We start from the raw sequence: 20186 nt of genomic DNA on the forward strand, positions 1-20186 counted from the left end.
GTTAGAATCCCAGGCATGTCTAAAAAGTCCCCGCATGCAGCTACCCCAGCGCTCAAAGTAGTGGAAGATGCCGGCGTAGACCACCACGTGTATACCTTTGAGGCGGGCAAGGATCACTTCGGTGATCACGCCGCGGCTGCCCTAGAGGTAGAGCCGGATCGCGTGCTCAAAACCCTGGTCATCGATTTAACTGCGGGCAAGGGACCAAAGCGCAAGCTGGCAGTCTGCGTTATCCCTACCACCCACCACCTGAGCCTCAAGAAGGCCGCGGCCGCCCACGGCGTTTCTAAGGCCGCCATGGCGGATCCGCATGACGCATCCAAGTCATCCGGATACATTCCCGGCGGCATTTCCCCGCTGGGCCAGAAAAACCCGCTGCCCACGGTCATTGAAGAAACCGCCGTCCTTTTCGATACCGTCTTTATTTCCGGCGGGCGCCGCGGACTCGATATCGAACTCAATGCGGAGGACCTCGCAGAGCTGTGCTCTGCCAGCTTTGCCGATCTACTCGCCGAGTAGCTCCGGATAATCGTTGGATACGCTGCCCACAGCCTTGTCGGCGGGGTGGGTGTGGAAGCCCCGCAGGGGCGTCGGCAAGAGCAGCTCAGCGGCTTCCTCGGGGCTGCCCTCCAGCCAGGTACGCATTTCTTCGGCCGCCAAGAAGCGTGGCAGGCGGTGGTGCAGCCACTCCATTTCTTCCGTGGCGGCGGTGGTGACAATCGTGGCAGAAAGTCGGTCCAGGCCGATGTCCCACAGGCCTGCCGCCCACAACAGGCCCTCTTCCGCGTGAACGTAATAGGGCTGCTTGCCGCCTTCTTCTTGATGCCACTCGTAGTAGCCGTTCATGGGGATAAGGCAGCGCTGCCCCTTAAAGGCATGCCGGAAGGAGGGTTTGGTGGCCACCGTCTCTGCCCGGGCGTTAAACAGCGGCGGGCCGTCCAGGTCCTTCTTCCAGTGCGGCAGCAGTGCCCACCGCGCAGGGTCGACTTGGGCGAGGCTTTCGTGCACGCGCACCATCGCCACCGGCTGGGTGGGTGCAATATTGTAGCGCGGGCCTGGGGTGCCTTGTGGGGCGTGGACCTCAGTAACTCCGGGCAGCGCGCCCACTTCATCGAGAAGGGACTCGGTAAAAAGAACGAATCTTCCGCACATGCCCTCTATTATGGACGATATGTCTCAACCTTGGTCCGCCCCGCAAGCGGCAGGCCCCATTACGTGGGCCCAGCACGTGCCGGGCTCGAAGTCTATTACCAACCGCGCTTTCATTCTGGCGGCGTTGGCCGATGGCCCCTCTACCCTGCGCGCGCCGCTGGTCTCCCGCGATTCGCAGCTGATGGAAAAGGCCCTGGAATCTATGGGCGTGCGCTTCGAGCACGAAGGCGAGGATATTCACGTCACCCCCGGCCCGCTTAAGGGCGCCACGGTGGACTGCGGCTTAGCCGGCACGGTCATGCGCTTTATCCCGCCGGTTGCGGCCCTGGCGGACGGCGCCGTGCTTGTCGACGGCGACGAGCAGGCCTACGCCCGCCCCATGTCCACCACCCTGGATGCACTGCGCCAGCTCGGCGTCGAGGTGGACGGCGATAGCCTGCCCTTTACCGTCCGCTCGCATGGAGTGCCGGAAGGCGGCGAGGTTACTATCGACGCCTCTGGCTCCTCGCAGTTCGTCTCCGGACTCCTGCTGGCCGGTGCGCGCTTTGCACAAGGCATCACCGTCACCCACGAGGGCGGTCCCCTGCCTTCCATGCCGCACGTGGAGATGACCGTAGGCATGCTGCGCCAAGCCGGCGTACGCGTGGATTCCGGCGAGAATAAGTGGACCGTGCATCCTGGCCCGATTGCCGGGCGGGAATGGGCAATCGAGCCAGATCTCTCCAATGCCACGCCCTTCCTTGCCGCCGCTGCCGTCACCGGCGGCCGGGTAACCATTAAGCGCTGGCCTGCCAATACCACCCAGCCGGGCGACGCCATCCGCCATATTTTGGTGGATATGGGCGTCACGGTCACCCAAGAGCCGGGCTTTGTCACTGCCAAGGGCTCCAAAGACGGCGCGCTGCAGGGCATCGAGCGCAACATGGGCGATATTGGCGAGCTCACCCCCACCGTCGCGGCGTTGTGCGCCCTGGCGGACACCCCCTCTACTCTGACCGGCATTGCGCACCTGCGCGGGCACGAGACCGACCGTTTGAAGGCGCTGGCGCATAATATCAACGCCCTCGGCGGCAAGGTCACCGAGCTTGCCGACGGCCTGCACATCGACCCCGCCCCTCTCCACGGCGGGGAGTGGCCGTGCTACGCGGATCACCGCATGGCCACCGCGGGCGCGATTATCGGCCTGCGGGTACCGGGCGTAGAGGTAGAAGACATTTCCACCACTGCGAAGACCCTGCCCGGCTTCGACCGCATGTGGGAGACGATGGTGGACCCCGAGCAACAGGAGAGCAATGGCTAGGCGTTTCGGTTCTTTCGATGAATCCGACGTGCGCGTGCGCCCCGGCAAGGGCTCGCGGCCGCGTACTAAGGACCGCCCCAAGCACAAAAATGCCAAGTTTGGCATGGTCATCACCAAGGACCGCGGGCGCTGGGGCGTAGCGCTAGACGACGGCCCGCGGGTCACCGCCATGCGCGCCCGCGAGCTGGGCCGCACCGCCATCGAGGTAGGCGACCGCGTGGGCGTGGTGGGCGATACCTCCGGCAAGAAGGACACCCTAGCGCGCATTGTGAAGCTGGAAGAGCGCACCTCCGTCCTCCGGCGCACGGCCGATGACACCGACCCTTATGAGCGCATCGTGGTGGCTAATGCGGACCAGATGCTCATCGTCACCGCCGTGGCCGATCCGCCGCCGCGCTCTGGGTTTGTCGAGCGCGCCCTCATCGCTGCGTTTGTGGGCAATATCCACCCCATCCTGTGCCTGACCAAAACCGATCTCACGGATCCTGCCCCCTTCGCGGCCGAATTCGCCGATCTCGATATCACGGTGGTGGAAGCCGGCGTCGAAGACGGACTTGAGGCGGTGCGCAACCACATCGACGGCCACGTCACCGCGCTCATCGGACATTCCGGCGTGGGCAAATCCACCCTGGTCAACCGGCTGGTACCGGATGCGGATAGGGAAACGGGGGAAGTATCGGGCGTCGGCAAGGGCAGGCATACCTCCACCCAATCGGTGGCGCTCCCCCTCCCCGCCGAGGATGCATTCACCGGCGGCTGGATTATCGATACCCCAGGCATCCGTTCCTTTGGCCTCGCACACGTGGATGCCGATGACGTGCTTGGCGTCTTTGAAGACCTTGCCGCCGCCATCGAGGACTGCCCCCGCGGTTGTACGCATATGGGCCCGCCTGCGGACCCAGAATGCGGCCTCGATGATCCTGCGCTGATTCCCCCTGATACCGCCAGTGCGCGGCGGCGCGACGCGGTGCGCGGCCTACTCGAGGCCCTGCGCACCAACGTGGAGTGGGAAAATTAGAGGTGGAAGCCGGTATCGGCCATAACACCCAAAATGCCATCCACGATGCCGAAGAATACATCGAGGATCTGGCCCCAGGTGCCCTGGGACGAAGTCTCTAGCAGCGCCAGCCACGGGGTGGTGGGCACGGCGTCGGCAGCCGCATCCGCAGCTGGGGTGGTATCTGCCAGGGCGGCCGGCGCGGCACTGAGGGCTGCGCCTGCGGTAACGGTGGCCGCAGCGAGGTTCTTGAAGCGCTGAGTCATATTGTCTCCTTAAGAAATTAGAGCAGTTCTACGAGGAACGGCAGCTCGGTGGGGTGATAAAAAGCCATGAACTTATCTAGTGCATCGCCTACAGCCAGCTCCGCATCCTCATCGCCAAGGTCTGCGGTATCGATAGCCTCGATGGCTTTCGCGGTGGTTTCCTCGGACTCCGCAATATCCACGTGGATGGCTGCTAGGTCATCCTTACTGATCTGCGCTGGCTTGAGCTCTACCACCGGCTCGCCCATATCCGGGCGCGGGGTGAGGACAGAATCATCCAGGTCTACCGAGATAACCACGCGGCGGTGCGGGAACTTCTCTTCATCGCCAATGGCCAAAAGGCGCATGGAGGCCATAGAAGCCTCAAGGAAAGCCGAGTAGGCAATTTCTTCTTCATCACCCTCGGTATAAAACTCCTGCAGCGCAGGGGTTACCATAAAGCCCCAACCCGAGCGCGCGGACAGGGAGCCGGTTTCTTCCAGCTCCGCCAGCATGGCGTAGGTAGCAGGGATGTAAACGCGGGCTTTAGCCACTAAAACTCACCTTCAATATCGAAGACTGCCTGAATTTCTACGGACACGCGGTCGAAGCTCGTGTACAAGAAGCCGACCATGCCTGCCTCTACGGCCGCGCGAACGTTGAGAATGGAATCATCAACCATGACACAATCATTGAGCGGCAACTCAAGGGCATCCGCTGCCGCTTGGAAGGCTGCAACCTCTGGCTTTTCCGCCCCCACCTCGCCGGAGAGAACGACTGCGTCGACATTTCCGCGGTACTCCCACTCGCGGATGTGCTCCGCGCCTGGTCCGCCTGGGTCATTGGACAGGATGGCGGTTGCTGCGCCATTTGCCTTGGCGGCGGCCAGCAGCGCCTTCCAGCGGCGGTTGTCTTCTTCGGTGCCGTCAAGGACGCCGACATAGTCAACGATTAGACCACGCATGTACTTAAATCCTTTGGTTACGATTCTCTTTAACTCCCCGAGAGTATAGCGAACCGCGCGCGCATTCGCGCCCACCCCTTTCAGGAAACCCTCAGAAATGGCGGGGTTGGGGCGGGCATGAGACAATTATCACGCGTCCGCCTCCTGTCCTTATGCAGGAGCATTACTTCCCCACCATGTACGAGCCCATCCCCGGCTACTCGCACCTCAAACTCTTCATTGCGCCCCACCGCGTGCGCTATGGCCGCTTGCCGACGTCCGCGGAAGTCGCCGCCCAACACCGCATCCAAGGCTGGGTAGTCTTTGCGCTCGAGGTAGCCGCCGGTTATCGCCCGCTAGCCCATCTCAATTCCGCGCGCTATTCCGATGCCATCCGCCTGCACATTGGATCGTGGGTGCGGCGGCGCACAAGCCCCTATGCCACAGACAGACTGCAATTGACTAGCCTGCACGCGCGGCCCAATGGCGAGTACTTTGGCTCCGCCTACATAGGCCAACAACAGCATGCATTTACGGGTTCGGCGAGCCCCACCGGTTTAACGTCGTTCCGCTTGCTCTAGCCCTGCGGGCAGGGCTTAACGCCTAGGAAAAGAACTGGCCCAAGTGAGCAAGGATCTCGGACCAGTCGAGTGCGGACCATCCGAAGCCGGCGGCGCTGGTCAGTGCCGCCAAACCGGTGGCCAGGAGGCCGCCTTCGAGGGCGGATAGACCGGAATGCTCGTTCGCCGTCGCATCCGCGGGCACGGTTCCCGCATCACGGTGCGATGCGGCGGCCTGCTCCAGAGGCGCATTGACCTGCTTGGTGATGGTGACAATATCGCGCAGCGCCGCCGCATAGGCCGGAAACTCATCTGGAAACGCGGAGCCTGTATCCCCGATGGTCGGCAGCTGGGCACGCGGAGAGGGCGCTGCTTTGCCGGCGGGGGCCTGCGGCACATCCTTGGTGAATTCACCCAGCTCGGCGCGAATTACCGCCTGGGCGTAATTGGCGCCCAGCATGTCGAGGTAATCCAGTACGGCCGCTTCGGTGTACTGCTTGCCGTCTAGGGATTGCGTCCGCTCCTCTGGCTCCCACGGGAAGTCCAGCGGCGTGGAATAGATATTGCCATCGGTGCGCGCGGTATTGAGCCGGGCTTTGCCAAAGTAGTACTCGAAGGCGGCGTCCGCCTTATCCTGGGACAAAATTCCATCGGCCACCAATGCTTCCTTGCGCTGGGTAGCAATGGCCAGGATGGCCGCAGCTGCGTTATCCTGCTCAATTTTTTCGCCCGAATCCAAAATGATGCGCAACGAGGTGGCAGAATCACGCTGCACCTCATAGGCCACGGCCGGCGTGGCGCCACCGAGCAAGGTGGCAGACAGGAGCGTCGTAATACCGAGACGCAAAGAGCGGCGGCGCATCGTCAGTGGAGTTCCTCACAGGAAATAAGCAGGATGGACAGGTTCCTTATATTCTACTCATTTTTTCCTGAAAAGAAACCCGCCCCGCTCCCACTATCACAAGCGGGGGCGAGGCGGGGTTGGGAGGAAGGACGCCGAGGCCTAGGCTTCTACGGTGCCCTCACCGTTGCCGGAAGCGGTAGCAGCGGATTCGCCGGCCTGCTCCTCTTCCTGCTGCTTGAACTGCTTGCGCAGCATAAACAGCTGGCGGACGGTCTCTTCCTTCACGCCATCGTTCATGGCGTTGAACATCTCGCCGCCCTCCTTCTGGTATTCCACCAGCGGATCACGCTGCGCCATCGCACGCAGGCCAATGCCCTCCTTGAGGTAGTCCATCTCATAGAGGTGCTCGCGCCACTTCTGGTCAATAATCGGCAGAATGACCATGCGCTCGGTATTGCGCATCTGCTGTTCGCCGCCAATAGCGGTCACAGATTCTTCGAGCTTGTCGTACTCATTATTGGCGTCCTGCACCAGGGCGTCGCGAAGCTGCTCGGCAGAAAGCTCGCCTGGGGAACCATACTCGGAGCTTTCCACCAGCTCCTCATGGGAAATGGTGGGGCCGTAGAGGGAATCCAGCGCATTCCACAGTGCGTCTAGATCCCAGTCCTCGACGTAGCCGGTGGAAGTAGCACCGGCGACATAAGCGGACACGGTGTCATCAATCATGCCGCGAATATTGTCCTGAATATCGCCGGCATCAAGGATGTCGTGACGGGTAGCGTAGACCACCTTGCGCTGCTCGTTAAGCACCTCGTCGTACTTGAGGACGTTCTTACGCATCTCAAAGTTCTGGTTCTCCACCTGCGCCTGGGCGCCCTTGATGGAGTTGGAGACCATCTTGGCCTCGATGGGGACATCGTCCGGCACGTTGAGGCGGTTCATCATGTTTTCCATGGACTGGCCCACGAAGCGCACCATCAGCTCATCGCGCATGGACAGGTAGAAGCGGGTCTCACCCGGGTCACCCTGGCGGCCGGTACGACCACGCAGCTGGTTATCAATGCGGCGGGACTCGTGACGCTCGGTACCCAGCACGTAGAGGCCACCGGCCTCGCGTACCTGGTCACCAAGCCTCTTGGAGCGCTCCCTCTCGGAATCGATTTCTGCTTCCCAGGCTTCCTGGTACTTCTCTTCATCCTCGAATGGATCGAGGCCGCGCTCGCGCAGCTTCTCATCGAGGATGACCTCAGGGTTGCCACCGAGCACAATATCGGTACCACGGCCGGCCATATTGGTAGCCACGGTAACGGTGCCGGGACGGCCCGCACGGGCGATGATCTGACCCTCTTCCTCGTGGTGCTTAGCGTTGAGCACGTTGTGCTTAATGCCGCGCTTAGACAGCAGCTGGGACAGGTACTCGGAACGCTCCACGGAGGTGGTACCGACCAGAACTGGCTGGCCGGACTCGACGTGCTCTGCAATATCGTCCACTACGGCAGCGAACTTAGCTTCCTGCGTCTTGTAGATGCGGTCAGAGTGATCAGCACGCTGATTCGGCTTATTGGTAGGAATCGGCACCACATCCAGGCCATAGATGGAGTGCAGCTCGGCAGCCTCGGTTTCTGCCGTACCGGTCATTCCGGAGATCTTCTCGTACAGACGGAAGTAGTTCTGCAGGGTAACGGTAGCCAGAGTCTGGTTCTCGTTCTTGATCTCCACCTGCTCCTTGGCCTCAATGGCCTGGTGCATGCCCTCGTTGTAGCGGCGTCCGGCCAACACGCGGCCGGTGAAACCGTCCACGATCATGACTTCGCCATTGCGAACGATGTAGTCCTTGTCGCGGGTGAACAGCTCCTTGGCCTTCAGGGCGTTGTTCAGGTAAGACACCAGCTGGGAGTGCTCGGGGGCGTACAGGTTATCGATGCCGAGCTGATCCTCTACGAATTCCACGCCCTCTTCCAGCACGCCGATGGTGCGCTTCTTGTGGTCCACCTCGTAGTGGATACCCTCGCGCATGCGCGGGGCCAGCTGGGCGAAGACGCCATAGAACTGGGAGGAACCATCTACCGGACCGGAGATGATGAGCGGGGTACGGGCTTCATCGATAAGAATCGAGTCAACCTCGTCCACGATGCAGAAGTTGTGGCCGCGCTGCACCACATCGTTGAGGGAGCGGACCATGTTATCGCGCAGGTAGTCAAAGCCGAGCTCATTATTGGTGCCGTAGGTAATGTCGCAATCGTAGGCAGCCTTGCGCTCTGGTGGGCGCATCTCGGACAGAATGACGCCCACGGACAGGCCAAGCCAGCGGTGGACACGGCCCATCATCTCGGCGTCGCGCTTTGCCAAGTAATCGTTAACGGTGACGATGTGGACACCCTTGCCATCAAGGGCATTGAGGTAGGCCGGCAGCAGCGAGGTCAGGGTCTTGCCCTCACCGGTTCGCATCTCGGCGACGTTGCCGAAATGCAGGGCCGCACCGCCCATGATCTGCACGCGGTAGTGCTTCTGATCGAGGACGCGCCAGGCAGCCTCACGGACGGTGGCAAAGGCCTCGAGCAAGATGTCATTCATCTCTTCGCCGTCTCGCAGGCGAGTCTTAAACTCGTCGGTCTTTGCCTTAAGTTCGTCGTCCGAAAGCTCCGCGTACTTATCCTCAAGGGCAATTACATCGTCTGCCATTTTGCCCAGGCGCTTGACCGTACGGCCCTCGCCCGCGCGCAGCAGCTTGGAAAGTCCAAACACGGTTAGTTAGTCCTTCTAGTCGCGACAATAAAGTTAACTCGTCGCTATTGTACTCACTCGCTTTCACAAAGCACCTCCCGCCTAGCACATAAGGCAGGCACACAGCCTCCGTTCAGCCTGTATATCCCCGGAACCTGCTTGCCGGCGCCCCTCCCCTAACCAAAAAATCGACCCCGCTGCATACACGCAGCAGGGTCATTAACTAAGAGAAGTAGAAGCTTCTTTAAGCTTCGGCGTCTTCCGAGAGGGAGATAATGCCGTAGTCGTAGGCGTGGCGGCGATACACCACGGACGGCTTATTGTTTTCCTCATTAATAAAGAGGAAAAAGTCGTGGCCCACCAGCTCCATCTCGCTCAAGGCATCATCCACGCTCATCGGGGTAGCCGGGTGCTCCTTAGTACGGACGATCTGGCCTGGCCGAATGTCCTCAACGGTCTCAGCATAAGGGTCAACGTAGCGCTCTTCCTTTGCACGCTCAGCCTCGGCCTGAGCTACCATTTCAGCGGCAATCTCACCGGTGCCCTTCTGCGCGCGGTGACCGCTCTTGACGTTTTCGCGGCGCACCTTCACCTTGCGCAGGGAGCGCTCCATCTTGCCCAAGGCGGTTTCGAGCGCTGCGTAGAAGGAATCTTCCTTGGCTTCAGCGCGGGCAATGTGACCCTTACCGGTAGCGGTGATCTGGATGCGCTCCGCTTCGGAGTCACGGCGCGGGTTTGGTTCGTGCTGTAGCTCCACATGGAAGAAGGTCAGGGTGGGGTCAAGGCGTTCAATCTTGGCCAGCTTGTCATTGACTCGCTCTTGGAAGTGATCGGGGACCTCGACATTGCGGCCCGTAATCGTTACCTGAGCTTTGTTTGGCTGGGACATTGAGATGCCTCCCTTGAGTAGTGGGGACTAGAATTAATCACAGTAACTATCTCTCTGTGACACTCCTCATGATAGCACTGGTTATGACCTTTGCGAGAGATTTTTAGGCAACTCCCCTACCTCGAGGGTGGGTACCACCCCTATCTAGGCATCCGCAAAGACCAATGCCCCGCAGACTTCTACTCCCGCGGCCCGCAGGGCGGCGATGCTCGCGGCGAGGGTGGCACCGGTGGTAATGACGTCGTCGGCAAGCAGTGCAGGTGACTGAGCACTGGGCACGCGCACGCGGACTCGGCCCTGCAGGTTTGCCCACCTATCCTGGGCATTGAGCTCGGACTGGTCCGCGGTGGACTGGCCCATAGCAAGCGCCGCGCACACGCCCACGCCCTGGTGCTGCGCCGCGGCGTGACACACAGCGGACACCGGATCTCCCCCGCGTGCCCGCGCCGAACGCGGCCGAGTAGGAGCGGGAACGAGAGTGAATTCGCGCGGGATATCGCCGCGGGCGCTCAAATGGGCCAGCCCGGCTGCGAAGACGGCCCCCACATACTCGCGAACCGGCCGATTGCCTCGCTCCTTCATGCCAATGATGATACGGCGTCGAATATCGGAATAGGAGCCGAGAGCATAGACGGGCGCGCCCAGCGGCCGGGGTCGCGCCACCATGTAGGGCGGCTGCCGCAAGTGATCGCGGCACCGAGGACACAAAACCTCGCCCGGCGCGCCGCACCCAGCGCACGCGCGCGGAAAAATAAGCTCCCCCAAGCTCATAATTGCCTCTCCCCAGCCGCGCAGGCCCTCTGGCGGCTAATTAGAAACGATAGGGGAAGAACGCCGACCCTGCAGGCCGGAGACCTCGCGCCAGTTGGTTTCGTCCATGACGGTGGAGGGAAGCTCCAGCATGGCGTGCGAATCAGTAATAAAGAGCTTGGTAGGCGAGGTTGCCACGGCCACCACGGGGGCGGTGATATTGCCGGTAGGCATGGTCGAGGCCGAGGAACCATCCTGCTCGATGCGCCATACGGGCGACTGGCTCGAGGAGGTACCCACGATAAGCGAGCCATCCGCATTCCAGTCCAGCGAAAGGGCCGAACCGGATACTTCAGGGCCTACCTCGCGGGCGTTGACGATCCGCTTATCGCCGCTGCTGGATTGGGCAACGGCCGCGATATACACGTGGCCATCAATAATCATGGCCACGCGCGCACCGCTATGGGACAAGCGGATGACGGAGATTTCGCCTTCGATGTCATCGATGCTGCGGGCATCCACCTCGGATTCGGAGATGCGGCCTGTGGTCTTGGAGCGCACCACGCGCACGATGCGATCACCATCGACCACGGTCCAGGCGGCTTGCCCGTTGTACTCAAAGGTCGGCCGTGCCAGTGTGGGGCCATCCACCGAATCCTGCAGCTGGCCATCAAGCTCGCCAATCTGCAGCGAGAAGTCATTATTGGATTTGCGGCGCACTGCCGCTACGAGGCCGCTATCGGCAACATCTACGGATTGCACATCACCGCTGCTGCCCAGCGTGGATTTCACGGGCTCGGCCACACCATCGTCCACCTCGAGCAGGTTGCCCTCATTGAGGGCGTAGAGCTTAGACAAAGAGGTGCTGCTTTCCTCCGGGTTATAGTCCGCGAAGTCATCCACGCTCAGGCTATCCATGCCCTCCACCAAGTCGCCACCATCGGCTTTGACCTTAAAGGGGCCGGTATGGCCGGCTTCCGTAAGCGTCCACACCAACTGGGCCGCAAAGAGCGTGCGATCATTGGTGTCCAAATCAGCGAGGCCCTCGAATTGGTAGCCCTGTTCACGGTCATAGCCGGCGAAAGTGACATTCTCCCCCGCTGCGCGGCGAGTAGCGGGCGCAATGCTGGCTGAAGGTCCCTCCATCAGCAGCGTAATGAGCGTCGACTCCGATTGTTCGCCGCCCTTATATAGCCAGCGGCGATCTGGTACCAACACGTCGTTGCTCTGCTTAAAGAAGTACAGCGATTGCGGGGTGTAGTGATTGCGCATTTCATTGCGTTCCATTACCACTCCGGCCGGCAAACCATCGACGCGCCACCTATCGTCTTGCATTTTCATGTAGATGACGGCCTCGTAACCCTCATTTTCCGGCACGTACGCACCGCCGGATTTCAGGCGGCCGATGATGGTGCCGCGCACCGTAAAAGCGCGCTCATTGTCCCTCGAGCTTTGCTTACTTGCGGGAGCGGTAACGATGTCCAGGCTATCGACTACCATCACATCGCCGCTGGCGTCCCAGGCTTCGCGAGCGTTATCGGTCAGAAAGCCGCGCGCGACCTCATGGTCGTTTCCCGGCACGGCGGAAGCCTGGTAGAAATCGCGCAGCGTCAGGTCCGGGTCATCGCCGGGTTGCGGTGCAATGACTTCCTCAGGGCCATCCTCTTGCTGTTGGTAGGTACCTACTACTTGCGGGCCGGTGTTATTCGGCAGCGTGGAACAACCGCTGACGAACAGCACGGCCGCTGCGGTGCCGACAACCGCGGTCTTGCGATAGTTCGCTCTCAACACGCTTATTTCCTCCTACCCTCAAAGTCCGGAGCCTTATAGGCGCGCCTGTCCGGGGCGGCCGCGCCGCGGTTAAGCTCGCGTTCCGAAGGCCAGAGGATGCCATCGCCCTCCGTCTCGCCATCGGTGCATTTTTCGCTCTTGTCGACGTGCGGCGAGCTCATGCCCGATGAAATGGCCGGCGTTGCAGCGGCAGGCCCTGCATCCGGCGCGGCGGCGCCGGTGTCCTGTGCTTCTGGAGCTTCAGCATCGGGTTCTGCCAGCTCACTACCATCCGCAGTGCTGGAGACGGGTGCGCCGGGAATCTCCACAGCGATGGGGGCCTCACCCACCTCGGTATTCGGGGTCCGCGGAATGATGAGGCGGAAGCGGGACCCAAAGCCCTCATAGCCGGTGGCATCTAGCGTGCCGCCGTGCAGGACGGCATCCTCGCGGGCGATAGCCAGGCCCAAACCGGTGCCGCCGGAATGACGTTTGCGGGAGGAATCCGCACGCCAGAAGCGGTTGAATACCAGCTCTTCCTGGCCAGGCTTTAAGCCCACGCCATGGTCCGTAACGGTAACACCCACCGCAGTGTCCGTGGCTGCGACGTCTACCGCCACTGGATTGCCTTCCGAGTGGTCAATGGCATTGGCCAGAAGGTTGCGCAAGATGCGCTCGAGGCGGCGGGAATCTGCCTCGACTCCGATGCGCTCCTCCGGCAGGTTGAGCTGGACCTCCACGTCGAGCTCGCGGGCCAAATGCTCCACCTGCCCGTAAGCCGCCTCCACACAGGAGCGCAGATCAATGGCAGCCGTGGAGAGATCCGCCACACCAGCATCGTGGCGAGAAATCTCCAGCAAGTCCGCGAGCAATTCCTCGAAGCGGTCGAGTTCGCTCGACATCAGGCGGGAAGCGCGCTGGGCACCTTGCGGCAGGCTATCGCTTTCGGCCTCAATCATGTCCGCGGCCATGCGCACGGTGGTCAATGGGGTACGCAGCTCATGGGAGACGTCAGAGGTAAACTGCCGCTGCAAATCGCCGTACTCCTCCAGCTGCGCAATTTGGGAGGACAGCTTATCGGCCATGTTATTGAAGGACGCGGCCAAGCGACCCATCTCATCATCGCTATCGACGGCCATGCGCTCCTTCAAATGACCCGCCGCCAAGCGCTGTGCAATCCGCGAGGCCGAGCGAATTGGCGTAATAACCTGCTGGGTAGCCAGCCAGGCAATGCCCACCAGCAACACCACGACCACTACACCAGCCGCCGAGAGCAGGCCGCGCATCAGCGCCATAGTGGATTCTTCCGATTCCATGGACAACGCCAGGTAGACCTGCGTATGGGGAATATCGGTATCGGTAGGCGTGCCTACCAGCAAGGCGTTGTAGTGATCACCATTTTCGCGCGGAGCTGGGAAATACTGCTGCGCAATCTGGCCTTGATCCACCATCTCTCGCAGCTGATCCGGCACGGGGAAATCCTCGGGCGAAGTGGTAACAGAGCCATCCTGATTTTCCACCACGATGACTGGCTCATAGACCGCCTGGGCATCGCCCTGTTGGGCGGAGAGCTGGCCCAACGCAGCACGCGCAGAGTTGATGCGTACCTGGACGGAGTTAGCAGAACTGGTGGCATCGATCTGCTGCTCCACGGCCGTGCGGGCGCGCTCCAGCTCCTGCTGAGCCACGTCCTCCTTCTGGCTGACCAGGCGCTGGGTAAGCACGGACACTAGCGCGTAGGCCAAGATGATCATGACCACCGAAGAGGCGACCAAAATCATGCCAATGACGCGCGCCTGCAAAGAGGTGCGCCACGTTGTAATGAAGGCGTCTCGAATGCGCCTTAGACGCTCTATGATGCCGATGGTCCTTACTCTCCGGCGCCGACCTTGCCGGTCTTATACCCCACGCCGCGCACGGTCAGCACAATCTGCGGGTCTTCCGGATCGTGCTCGATCTTGGCACGCAGGCGCTGGACGTGCACGTTAACCAGGCGGGTATCAGAAGCATTGCGATAGCCCCACACGGATTCCAGCAGCGATTCACGCGTATGCACTTGGCCGGGGCGGCGCGCCATTTCCAGCAGCAGGTCAAACTCCAGCGGGGTCAGGTTCAGCTCGGTGCCATCGGTGCGGCGCACGGTATGTTCCGGCACGTCGATGACAAGGTCCGCAACCTCCAGGATTTCAGCTTCCGCAGAGTCGGTCCGGCGCAGGCGCGCACGGATGCGGGCGATGAGCTCCTTGGGCTTGAATGGCTTGGTGATGTAATCATCCGCGCCGGATTCAAGGCCGAGCACCACATCAACCGTATCGGTCTTGGCTGTCAGCATAACGATGGGCACGGAGGATTCGCGGCGGATGGCACGGCAAATATCTACGCCATTCATGCCCGGAAGCATGAGGTCCAGCAGGATGAGGTCCGGCTCGTGCTGCTCAAAGGCAGGAACAGCGTCATTGCCGTCCATGACCGGAATGGGCTTGAGTCCTTCGGACTCGAGCACAATGGTCAGCATCTCTGAGATAGCCGGATCGTCATCGACAACCAAAATCTTGGGCGCCACGTTCTATTCTCCTACAAGGTCTTTTATCGCTGAAATAATAGTATCCGCATCGGCGGTGGCGATCCAGCGTCCGCCCCAGCCCGCATCTGCCAAGCGCCGGTAGGCTGCGGCGGTGCGTTCTTGCAACCCACCATCGCGTTCGTAGCGGTCGCGTTCCCGGCTGGCGTCTGCTTGGGCTCGTGCCTGCGCTCTTTCCGACGCCACCTCTACCGCCGTATCCAAATACACCTGCAGGTCCGCCTGCGGCAGGCCGAGGGTGCCAAATTCCAGATCGTGTACCCACTCCATCACCGCATCGTCTTCGAGCCGCGCCGCCGAATACGCGGCATTGGAAGCCACGTAACGATCCAGTAGCACCACAGTGTCGGATTCCTTGGCGCGCTGCAGCTGGTCCTTTACGCCATAGCGATCCAACGCGAATAGCGTCGCCATGGCATAAGCCGAATCCGTGAGGTCGCCCATCTTTCCATAGAGTGCCTTCTGCGCTAGCTGCGCGTGAATCGAGTCTGCATAGCGCGGAAAGGCAATAACCTCTACGGGCCGGTCCAACGACTCCTTAAGTGCGGAGACCAACGTATTTTTACCGGCACCGTCGATGCCTTCGATGCTGATCAGCATAGGTGTGGGCTATCTTCCCTTCTGTTATTTCACCCGCGGGGCCGCTCTCGCGCGGCCGCTGCCGCGGGCAGCAGGTTCGGCTTAGGACAGGGCCTCAATGAATGGCTCGAGGTCATATTCTTCCTCGACGTTTTCAAGCACCTCGAGGGCATTTTCCGTCAGGGTCTCGCTGCCAGAGCCCACCAGTTCCCTAATATAGGGGTAGTCTTCGACTACTTCGCCCGCGCTAAAGGGCGCACCAGCCCAAATGGCAGCAATGGTGGCCGCCGCTTGAGCATTCTGCTCCTCTTCTTCGCTGAGTTTTGGCTTGCTGTGTGCGACCTCGCAGGCATCCTCGACGGCGCGAATTACCCCTTCTTCATCGAGGTTTGCCATTTCATCCAAGAAATCGACGTTGAGGTCCGTGCTGAAAATATTTTCGTCCCAAGTACTCACTTTTTGACTCCTTCGGTGCTTTCAGCGCCATTTATACACGCTTTCTTAGTGAAAGAAAGCAGACGATGAAAAGGTTTGCATGGCCTTCTACACCCGCGAACTGCCTTTTTGTTTACTTATCACAGAATTGCGACGCCGTCGCAATGTTTCCCAAACATGATAGTCTCGTTACCAACTTGTTACCGGGGCGCTGTATCGCCCTCCTCCTTGGGCTGAAGCCGCCCACCTCATAGAAAGGACAGCCACGATGAAGCCAGATTCGCGCCGCGTCTACGTGTTCATTGTGGCCGGACTGATCGCCGCGGCCGTCGTCGGAGTCGCCGTCTGGCGCATGAGCTCGCCGAGCGCTAACTATTCCAACGCCGCGGATCAGTCCGCGACCACCTCCGTCTCCCCGACCCACACCGCGGCCGAGGAGACCACCACTTCTTCCACGGACCGTTCCCCTTCAAAGCAGCACTCCACGCACGCTACGAGTTCCACCGCTTCGTCTGGCGATTCGAAGCACCAGCAGCCGCACAACAACGATCCGTTTCTCGCCCCTAATGCGGTAGTGCGCCCACAGGCAGCAACCCAGCCCACCAAGGTCTACCGTCCAGAAAACATCTCCCCGCAGGGCACCACCTCGCAGGGCAATACCGCCACCCAGGGTGGTCAGGGCACCGGCCAGGGCAATCAGCGTCTGACGCCTGATTACCCGAGCAACCAGAACGGCTCGCAGCCTACTGGCGCCCCGCAGAACAACCAGGGCGGCACCACCCCGCCGGCCACCACTGGCCCGTCCACTCCACAGCCTTCGCCTGAGGAGCCTTCCGTGCATGAAGATGCGGGCAAGATTACCGACGCCCCAGCCCAGGAACCAGCTGGCACGGAGCACCACACGGTCGAAAAGGCAGAGGAAGAGAAGCTCACCGGCCATGCCGCTGCGAAGCGACCTTCCACCGATCAGAACCAGGAGCCTACCGACTTGGTGCCAACTAAGCAGGCACCGGCCACGGCCCAGCAGGCTCCGAGGGAAGCGGCGCCTACGCGCTAATTCGGAGCCTGTTCTCGGCGTAGACGAACAAAACAAGCACGTTTCCTCGAATCTGAAGTCAGAATCGGGGAAACGTGCTTGTTTTGTATGCGCTGGAATGCGGTCATTACAACGCAGCCACAATATGCGCCAAGAATTGGGCAGAGCAGGCCGCAACGCGGCCGTAATGAAGGCTGAAAAGCACGCTTCGCCTGAAGCCGGAGGACGGAGGCGAAGCGTGCTTGTGTGGGCTAAACGCGGACTAGGCGCGGGCGACGAAGAGGTCCGCGGTGTCGGATTCCGCAGTAGCGGTAACGAGGCCCTCGGAGGCTGGCAGCCAGACGGCTTGGCCTGGGGTCGCGGTGAGGGTCTTGCCCGCAGCATCGGTAAAGGTTACGGAACCTGCGGTGCACAGGGCGATGGTCGGGCCATCGTAATCAAGATCCACAGAAGACGAACCGGTGAGCTCCACGCGATCCAGCAGGAATTCCTCGATGGGTACCGGGTAGGACCATGCGGCGGCATCGTGGACATTGTCCTGGGCGGACTTATCTTGTTGTTGCACACGCGGCTCGTCGGCAGCGGCGTAAGTCAAGACCTTGACCAGCTCTGGAACGTCAACGAACTTTGGCGTCAGGCCACCGCGCAACACGTTATCGGAGTTCGCCATGATCTCCACACCGAGGCCGGAGACATAGGCGTGGAGCTGGCCTGCGTCTAGGTAGACGGCCTCGCCGGGCGAGAGCTCGATGTGGTTGAGCAGCAATGCGCCCAGCACGCCAATATCGCCTGGGTAGCGCTGATTGAGATCCAGCACCGTAGACATGACACGGGACTTCCAATCGGCCGAGTCCGCGGCGATCAGGCGCTCGCCGGCGGCAACAATGGCGGAAATGAGCTCCTTGCGCTTGGCAGACGGAATGGTAATCCACGTGGTGAAAAGGACGCGCAGGTTGGCGGACTCGGTGGTTGCCGAGGGGTCGTCGTCCAGCATGGCAACGTAGTGGTCCAGCTCAGGGCACTCGAGGGCGGCAAAAAGCTCGCGGGTGCGCGCCAAGGGGCGGAAGCCGGCCATGGCATAGAAATCCGTGAGCGCGACAATGAGCTCGGGCTTGTGATTATCGTCCTTGTAATTTCGATTAGACGCGGTGAGTTCGATGCCGGCGGCGTTTTCGCGGGCAAAGCCCTCTTCCGCCTGCGCCTTTGACGGGTGCGCCTGCAAGGACAGCGGCTCCTCGGCCGCAAGCACCTTGAGCAGGAAGGGCAGGCGCTCGCCGTACTCGGCAGAAACGCGGCCGCCTAGCTGCCCTGCCGGATCCTCTGCAATGACCTCGTTGAGCAGGCGGCCATCCACCGTGGAAGGGTCGCCGGGGTGAGCGCCGAACCACAGCTCTGCGACGGGCTTATCGGCATCGGGCTGGCCCTGCAGGTGCGGGATAAGGGTACGCGAGCCCCAGGAATAGTTGCGGGTGGCGCTGTGCAACAGCTGCATGTGTTTCTATCCTTTAGAAATCTCGTAGGCGGTCGCGGCAAAACTCCGCGTAATAAGCTGCAGTGAGCGGGCAAGATGCCCCAGGCCCGGTTCCGGGTCGATACTGCGGACTGCAAGCGAGTTGGGCAGGTTCGCCTCTTCCTGCCCCCAGAAAACCACCTTCAAGGGTACCAAAGCGCCCTCGGCACCATCGCCATCAATGAAGGGGTCATAGAAGAGATCATTAGCCGGGGAACTATCAGAATCCCGGTCGAGCGCGCGACGCAATTCGGCTGGGTCCACATAAGCGCTCGGCAGGCCGTGTACGGCCCAGATGGTCGTAGCCATGCGGGCCACGAGGGCGTCGAGCTGCACGTGCTCGCGACGATCGGAATAGGAGTACGGGTCGAGCACGCAGGAATGGATGATGCGGGCGCCGTCAATAAACTCGCGCAATTGGCGGCCCGGATTAGTAGTGGCATCGCGCTCGGGAGAAAGCTGCGCAAGCTCGCGGTCCACGGCCGCCGCAAGGTCCTCGAGGGTCTCCTTCACCGCGGTCGGGCCCTGATAGAGCAGGCAGCACAGCGCATGCAGGGCGGCAATGCTGCGCGCGGGCGAGCTCCCCTCGGTCGTCGGCAAGCAAGGGGTGACGAGCGTATCTTCCGGGCAGTCCTCCACCAGCGGACCCTTGGCCGGCCCGATGAGCACGGTGGTGGCACCGCGCTGGCTGGCAGTAATGAGGGCGCGCGACGCCCAATCGCACTCGCCGGGCTCGCCGACAACCACCACCACGTCCAGAGCCCCCACGTAGCGCGGGAGTGATTCAGTGACCACAATCGGGATCCGCAGCGGCTCGGCTAGGCCAACTCCCAGGTGGGCGGCCTGGCGGGCAATCGCGTCGGTGGGGATAATGACAAGCGAGCGGGGATTGAGCCCACTGAGCGCCTCGCCCCAGCGCTCCACTTCTCCGGCCACCAGGCGGATTTGGGCGCCTTCGTGCGCCACATCAAAAAAGCGCACGGTTTCGGCGTCATAATTACCGGTATCCATGTGGCCCAAGCATAGTCGGGCGCCCACTAAGATGAAGTCCTATGACTTCCGCACAGATTCATCCCGTAACCCTGATTGGCGGCGGCCCCGGCGCGTGGGACCTCATTACCGTGCGCGGCATGCGCGCCCTGCAGGATGCAGAGGTTATTCTTGCCGATCACCTGGGACCTACGGCGCAGCTCGATAAGCTGTGTGATATTTCTTCCAAAGAGCTTATTGACGTCTCTAAGCTCCCCTATAAGAAGTCAATCTCGCAGGAAAAGATCAACGAGCTGCTCATCGAACACGCCCGTGCCGGCCGCAAGGTGGCCCGTCTTAAGGGGGGCGATCCTTTCGTCTTTGGGCGCGGCTTTGAAGAGGTGCAAGCGCTGGCGGATGCGTCTATACCCACCACGGTCATTCCGGGCGTAACCTCCGCCATTTCCGTTCCTGCGGCCGTAGGAATCCCGGTAACCCAGCGCGGCATCGTCCACGGGTTCACGGTGGTCTCCGGCCACCTTCCGCCCGGCCATGAGAAGTCCTTGGTGGACTGGGCAGCGCTCGCCCGCTCTGGCGCCACGCTGGCTGTCATCATGGGCGTGAAAAATGCCCCGGCGATTGCCAGTGCGCTTATCGGAGCCTCCCTCTCCCCCTCCACTCCCTGCGCCATCATCCAAGAGGGCACGCTTTCTACCGAGCGCGCCTATCGTTGCACCTTGGGCACCTTGGCGCAGACGATGGCCAAGCACGAGATCTCCGCGCCAGCGGTCTACGTCATCGGCGAGGTGGCCGGGCTGTAGCACCCTCGAGGCCTTCCGGGTCCGCGAGGCCAACTTGTGGCCGCGCTCTACCCCACCGCAGTTGGGGTTTGGTCCGTATCG

General features: G+C 61.4%; 21 protein-coding genes. 6 read left to right on the forward strand and 15 right to left on the reverse strand.

Translation table 11 applies throughout. The features are described from left to right. Window positions 1–15 precede the first annotated feature (15 nt). Window positions 16–519: a Cys-tRNA(Pro) deacylase gene (ybaK, locus tag QP909_RS07310; RefSeq protein ID WP_239278756.1), complete on the forward strand. Its 504-nt coding sequence runs from the start codon at window positions 16–18 to the stop codon at window positions 517–519. Here the strand turns inward: ybaK and QP909_RS07315 are convergent. Further along, on the reverse strand, window positions 505–1152 hold the full coding sequence (locus QP909_RS07315) for an SOS response-associated peptidase (RefSeq protein WP_284766729.1): 648 nt from the start codon (window positions 1150–1152) through the stop codon (window positions 505–507). The two genes, ybaK and QP909_RS07315, sit on opposite strands and share 15 nt — an antisense overlap. Here QP909_RS07315 and aroA point away from each other — a divergent pair. Further along, window positions 1151–2452 (forward strand): 3-phosphoshikimate 1-carboxyvinyltransferase, encoded by a 1302-nt coding sequence (gene aroA / locus QP909_RS07320; protein ID WP_284766730.1) that lies wholly within the window; start codon window positions 1151–1153, stop codon window positions 2450–2452. The two genes, QP909_RS07315 and aroA, sit on opposite strands and share 2 nt — an antisense overlap. After that, window positions 2445–3470: a ribosome small subunit-dependent GTPase A gene (gene rsgA, locus QP909_RS07325; RefSeq protein WP_269954201.1), complete on the forward strand. Its 1026-nt coding sequence runs from the start codon at window positions 2445–2447 to the stop codon at window positions 3468–3470. Before aroA ends, rsgA begins: the two co-directional genes overlap by 8 nt. On the opposite strand, the gene QP909_RS07330 is transcribed toward rsgA, so the two are convergent. Genes QP909_RS07330 through QP909_RS07340 form a run of 3 tightly spaced genes read right to left on the reverse strand, consistent with a single transcriptional unit; the run spans window position 3467 to window position 4658 of the window. After that, complete coding sequence (locus QP909_RS07330) at window positions 3467–3715, reverse strand: hypothetical protein (RefSeq protein ID WP_239278752.1); 249 nt, start codon at window positions 3713–3715, stop codon at window positions 3467–3469. The two genes, rsgA and QP909_RS07330, sit on opposite strands and share 4 nt — an antisense overlap. A gap of 17 nt (window positions 3716–3732) precedes the next feature. Beyond that, complete coding sequence (locus QP909_RS07335) at window positions 3733–4248, reverse strand: DUF6912 family protein (RefSeq protein WP_448341378.1); 516 nt, start codon at window positions 4246–4248, stop codon at window positions 3733–3735. Next, on the reverse strand, window positions 4248–4658 hold the full coding sequence (locus QP909_RS07340) for an HAD-IA family hydrolase (RefSeq protein ID WP_239278750.1): 411 nt from the start codon (window positions 4656–4658) through the stop codon (window positions 4248–4250). Before QP909_RS07340 ends, QP909_RS07335 begins: the two co-directional genes overlap by 1 nt. Window positions 4659–4810: 152 nt before the next feature. Here QP909_RS07340 and QP909_RS07345 point away from each other — a divergent pair, with 152 nt between their 5' ends. Further along, a complete protein-coding gene (locus QP909_RS07345) occupies window positions 4811–5218 on the forward strand; it encodes a hypothetical protein (protein ID WP_284766731.1) in 408 nt (135 codons plus the stop codon). Between the two features lie 22 nt (window positions 5219–5240). On the opposite strand, the gene QP909_RS07350 is transcribed toward QP909_RS07345, so the two are convergent. The 9 genes from QP909_RS07350 to QP909_RS07390 all read right to left on the reverse strand — a co-directional run bounded on the left by QP909_RS07350 (window position 5241) and on the right by QP909_RS07390 (window position 15790). After that, the gene (locus QP909_RS07350; protein WP_284766732.1) at window positions 5241–6059 is read right to left on the reverse strand and encodes a hypothetical protein; all 819 of its coding nucleotides are present in this window, start codon (window positions 6057–6059) and stop codon (window positions 5241–5243) included. Window positions 6060–6200: 141 nt separating this feature from the next. After that, window positions 6201–8786, reverse strand: coding sequence for a preprotein translocase subunit SecA (gene secA, locus QP909_RS07355; protein WP_284766733.1), 2586 nt, complete (start codon window positions 8784–8786; stop codon window positions 6201–6203). A gap of 223 nt (window positions 8787–9009) precedes the next feature. Then, window positions 9010–9654 carry a ribosome hibernation-promoting factor, HPF/YfiA family gene (hpf, locus tag QP909_RS07360; protein WP_284766734.1) on the reverse strand — a complete coding sequence of 215 codons (645 nt, stop codon included), beginning with the start codon at window positions 9652–9654 and terminating at the stop codon, window positions 9010–9012. A 144-nt stretch (window positions 9655–9798) separates the two neighbouring features. Next, a complete protein-coding gene (locus QP909_RS07365) occupies window positions 9799–10320 on the reverse strand; it encodes a ComF family protein (protein WP_284766735.1) in 522 nt (173 codons plus the stop codon). Between the two features lie 141 nt (window positions 10321–10461). Then, the gene (lpqB, locus tag QP909_RS07370; protein WP_284766736.1) at window positions 10462–12195 is read right to left on the reverse strand and encodes an MtrAB system accessory lipoprotein LpqB; all 1734 of its coding nucleotides are present in this window, start codon (window positions 12193–12195) and stop codon (window positions 10462–10464) included. Window positions 12196–12197: 2 nt separating this feature from the next. Further along, window positions 12198–13976, reverse strand: coding sequence for an MtrAB system histidine kinase MtrB (gene mtrB, locus QP909_RS07375; RefSeq protein ID WP_350309220.1), 1779 nt, complete (start codon window positions 13974–13976; stop codon window positions 12198–12200). A 68-nt stretch (window positions 13977–14044) separates the two neighbouring features. After that, window positions 14045–14737 carry an MtrAB system response regulator MtrA gene (gene mtrA, locus QP909_RS07380; protein WP_284766737.1) on the reverse strand — a complete coding sequence of 231 codons (693 nt, stop codon included), beginning with the start codon at window positions 14735–14737 and terminating at the stop codon, window positions 14045–14047. 3 nt (window positions 14738–14740) lie between these two features. Continuing rightward, window positions 14741–15355, reverse strand: coding sequence for a dTMP kinase (locus QP909_RS07385; protein WP_239193477.1), 615 nt, complete (start codon window positions 15353–15355; stop codon window positions 14741–14743). Between the two features lie 81 nt (window positions 15356–15436). After that, the gene (locus tag QP909_RS07390; protein WP_179387511.1) at window positions 15437–15790 is read right to left on the reverse strand and encodes a DUF4259 domain-containing protein; all 354 of its coding nucleotides are present in this window, start codon (window positions 15788–15790) and stop codon (window positions 15437–15439) included. A 247-nt stretch (window positions 15791–16037) separates the two neighbouring features. On the opposite strand from QP909_RS07390, the gene QP909_RS07395 reads away from it, so the two are divergent. Continuing rightward, window positions 16038–16826 (forward strand): hypothetical protein, encoded by a 789-nt coding sequence (locus tag QP909_RS07395; RefSeq protein WP_284766738.1) that lies wholly within the window; start codon window positions 16038–16040, stop codon window positions 16824–16826. A 241-nt stretch (window positions 16827–17067) separates the two neighbouring features. Here QP909_RS07395 and manA read toward each other — a convergent pair whose 3' ends face one another. Both manA and QP909_RS07405 read right to left on the reverse strand, forming a co-directional pair. After that, complete coding sequence (manA, locus tag QP909_RS07400; RefSeq protein WP_284766739.1) at window positions 17068–18297, reverse strand: mannose-6-phosphate isomerase, class I; 1230 nt, start codon at window positions 18295–18297, stop codon at window positions 17068–17070. 6 nt (window positions 18298–18303) lie between these two features. Continuing rightward, on the reverse strand, window positions 18304–19326 hold the full coding sequence (locus QP909_RS07405) for an exopolyphosphatase (protein WP_269954195.1): 1023 nt from the start codon (window positions 19324–19326) through the stop codon (window positions 18304–18306). A gap of 41 nt (window positions 19327–19367) precedes the next feature. On the opposite strand from QP909_RS07405, the gene cobA reads away from it, so the two are divergent. After that, window positions 19368–20105: a uroporphyrinogen-III C-methyltransferase gene (cobA, locus tag QP909_RS07410; RefSeq protein WP_239278738.1), complete on the forward strand. Its 738-nt coding sequence runs from the start codon at window positions 19368–19370 to the stop codon at window positions 20103–20105. Window positions 20106–20186: the final 81 nt, after the last annotated feature.

Origin of the sequence: Corynebacterium sp. MSK195, assembly GCF_030228885.1 — a bacterium.
Classification (GTDB): domain Bacteria; phylum Actinomycetota; class Actinomycetes; order Mycobacteriales; family Mycobacteriaceae; genus Corynebacterium.

Coding starts and splice junctions, on each gene's coding strand:
- ybaK (WP_239278756.1), top strand. CDS start 16: ATGTCTAAAAAGTCCCCGCATGCAGCTACCCCAGCGCTCAAAGTAGTG.
- aroA (WP_284766730.1), top strand. CDS start 1,151: ATGCCCTCTATTATGGACGATATGTCTCAACCTTGGTCCGCCCCGCAA.
- QP909_RS07315 (WP_284766729.1), bottom strand. CDS start 1,152: ATGTGCGGAAGATTCGTTCTTTTTACCGAGTCCCTTCTCGATGAAGTG.
- rsgA (WP_269954201.1), top strand. CDS start 2,445: ATGGCTAGGCGTTTCGGTTCTTTCGATGAATCCGACGTGCGCGTGCGC.
- QP909_RS07330 (WP_239278752.1), bottom strand. CDS start 3,715: ATGACTCAGCGCTTCAAGAACCTCGCTGCGGCCACCGTTACCGCAGGC.
- QP909_RS07340 (WP_239278750.1), bottom strand. CDS start 4,658: ATGCGTGGTCTAATCGTTGACTATGTCGGCGTCCTTGACGGCACCGAA.
- QP909_RS07345 (WP_284766731.1), top strand. CDS start 4,811: ATGCAGGAGCATTACTTCCCCACCATGTACGAGCCCATCCCCGGCTAC.
- QP909_RS07350 (WP_284766732.1), bottom strand. CDS start 6,059: ATGCGCCGCCGCTCTTTGCGTCTCGGTATTACGACGCTCCTGTCTGCC.
- hpf (WP_284766734.1), bottom strand. CDS start 9,654: ATGTCCCAGCCAAACAAAGCTCAGGTAACGATTACGGGCCGCAATGTC.
- QP909_RS07365 (WP_284766735.1), bottom strand. CDS start 10,320: ATGGTGGCGCGACCCCGGCCGCTGGGCGCGCCCGTCTATGCTCTCGGC.
- QP909_RS07385 (WP_239193477.1), bottom strand. CDS start 15,355: ATGCTGATCAGCATCGAAGGCATCGACGGTGCCGGTAAAAATACGTTG.
- QP909_RS07395 (WP_284766738.1), top strand. CDS start 16,038: ATGAAGCCAGATTCGCGCCGCGTCTACGTGTTCATTGTGGCCGGACTG.
- manA (WP_284766739.1), bottom strand. CDS start 18,297: ATGCAGCTGTTGCACAGCGCCACCCGCAACTATTCCTGGGGCTCGCGT.
- QP909_RS07405 (WP_269954195.1), bottom strand. CDS start 19,326: ATGGATACCGGTAATTATGACGCCGAAACCGTGCGCTTTTTTGATGTG.
- cobA (WP_239278738.1), top strand. CDS start 19,368: ATGACTTCCGCACAGATTCATCCCGTAACCCTGATTGGCGGCGGCCCC.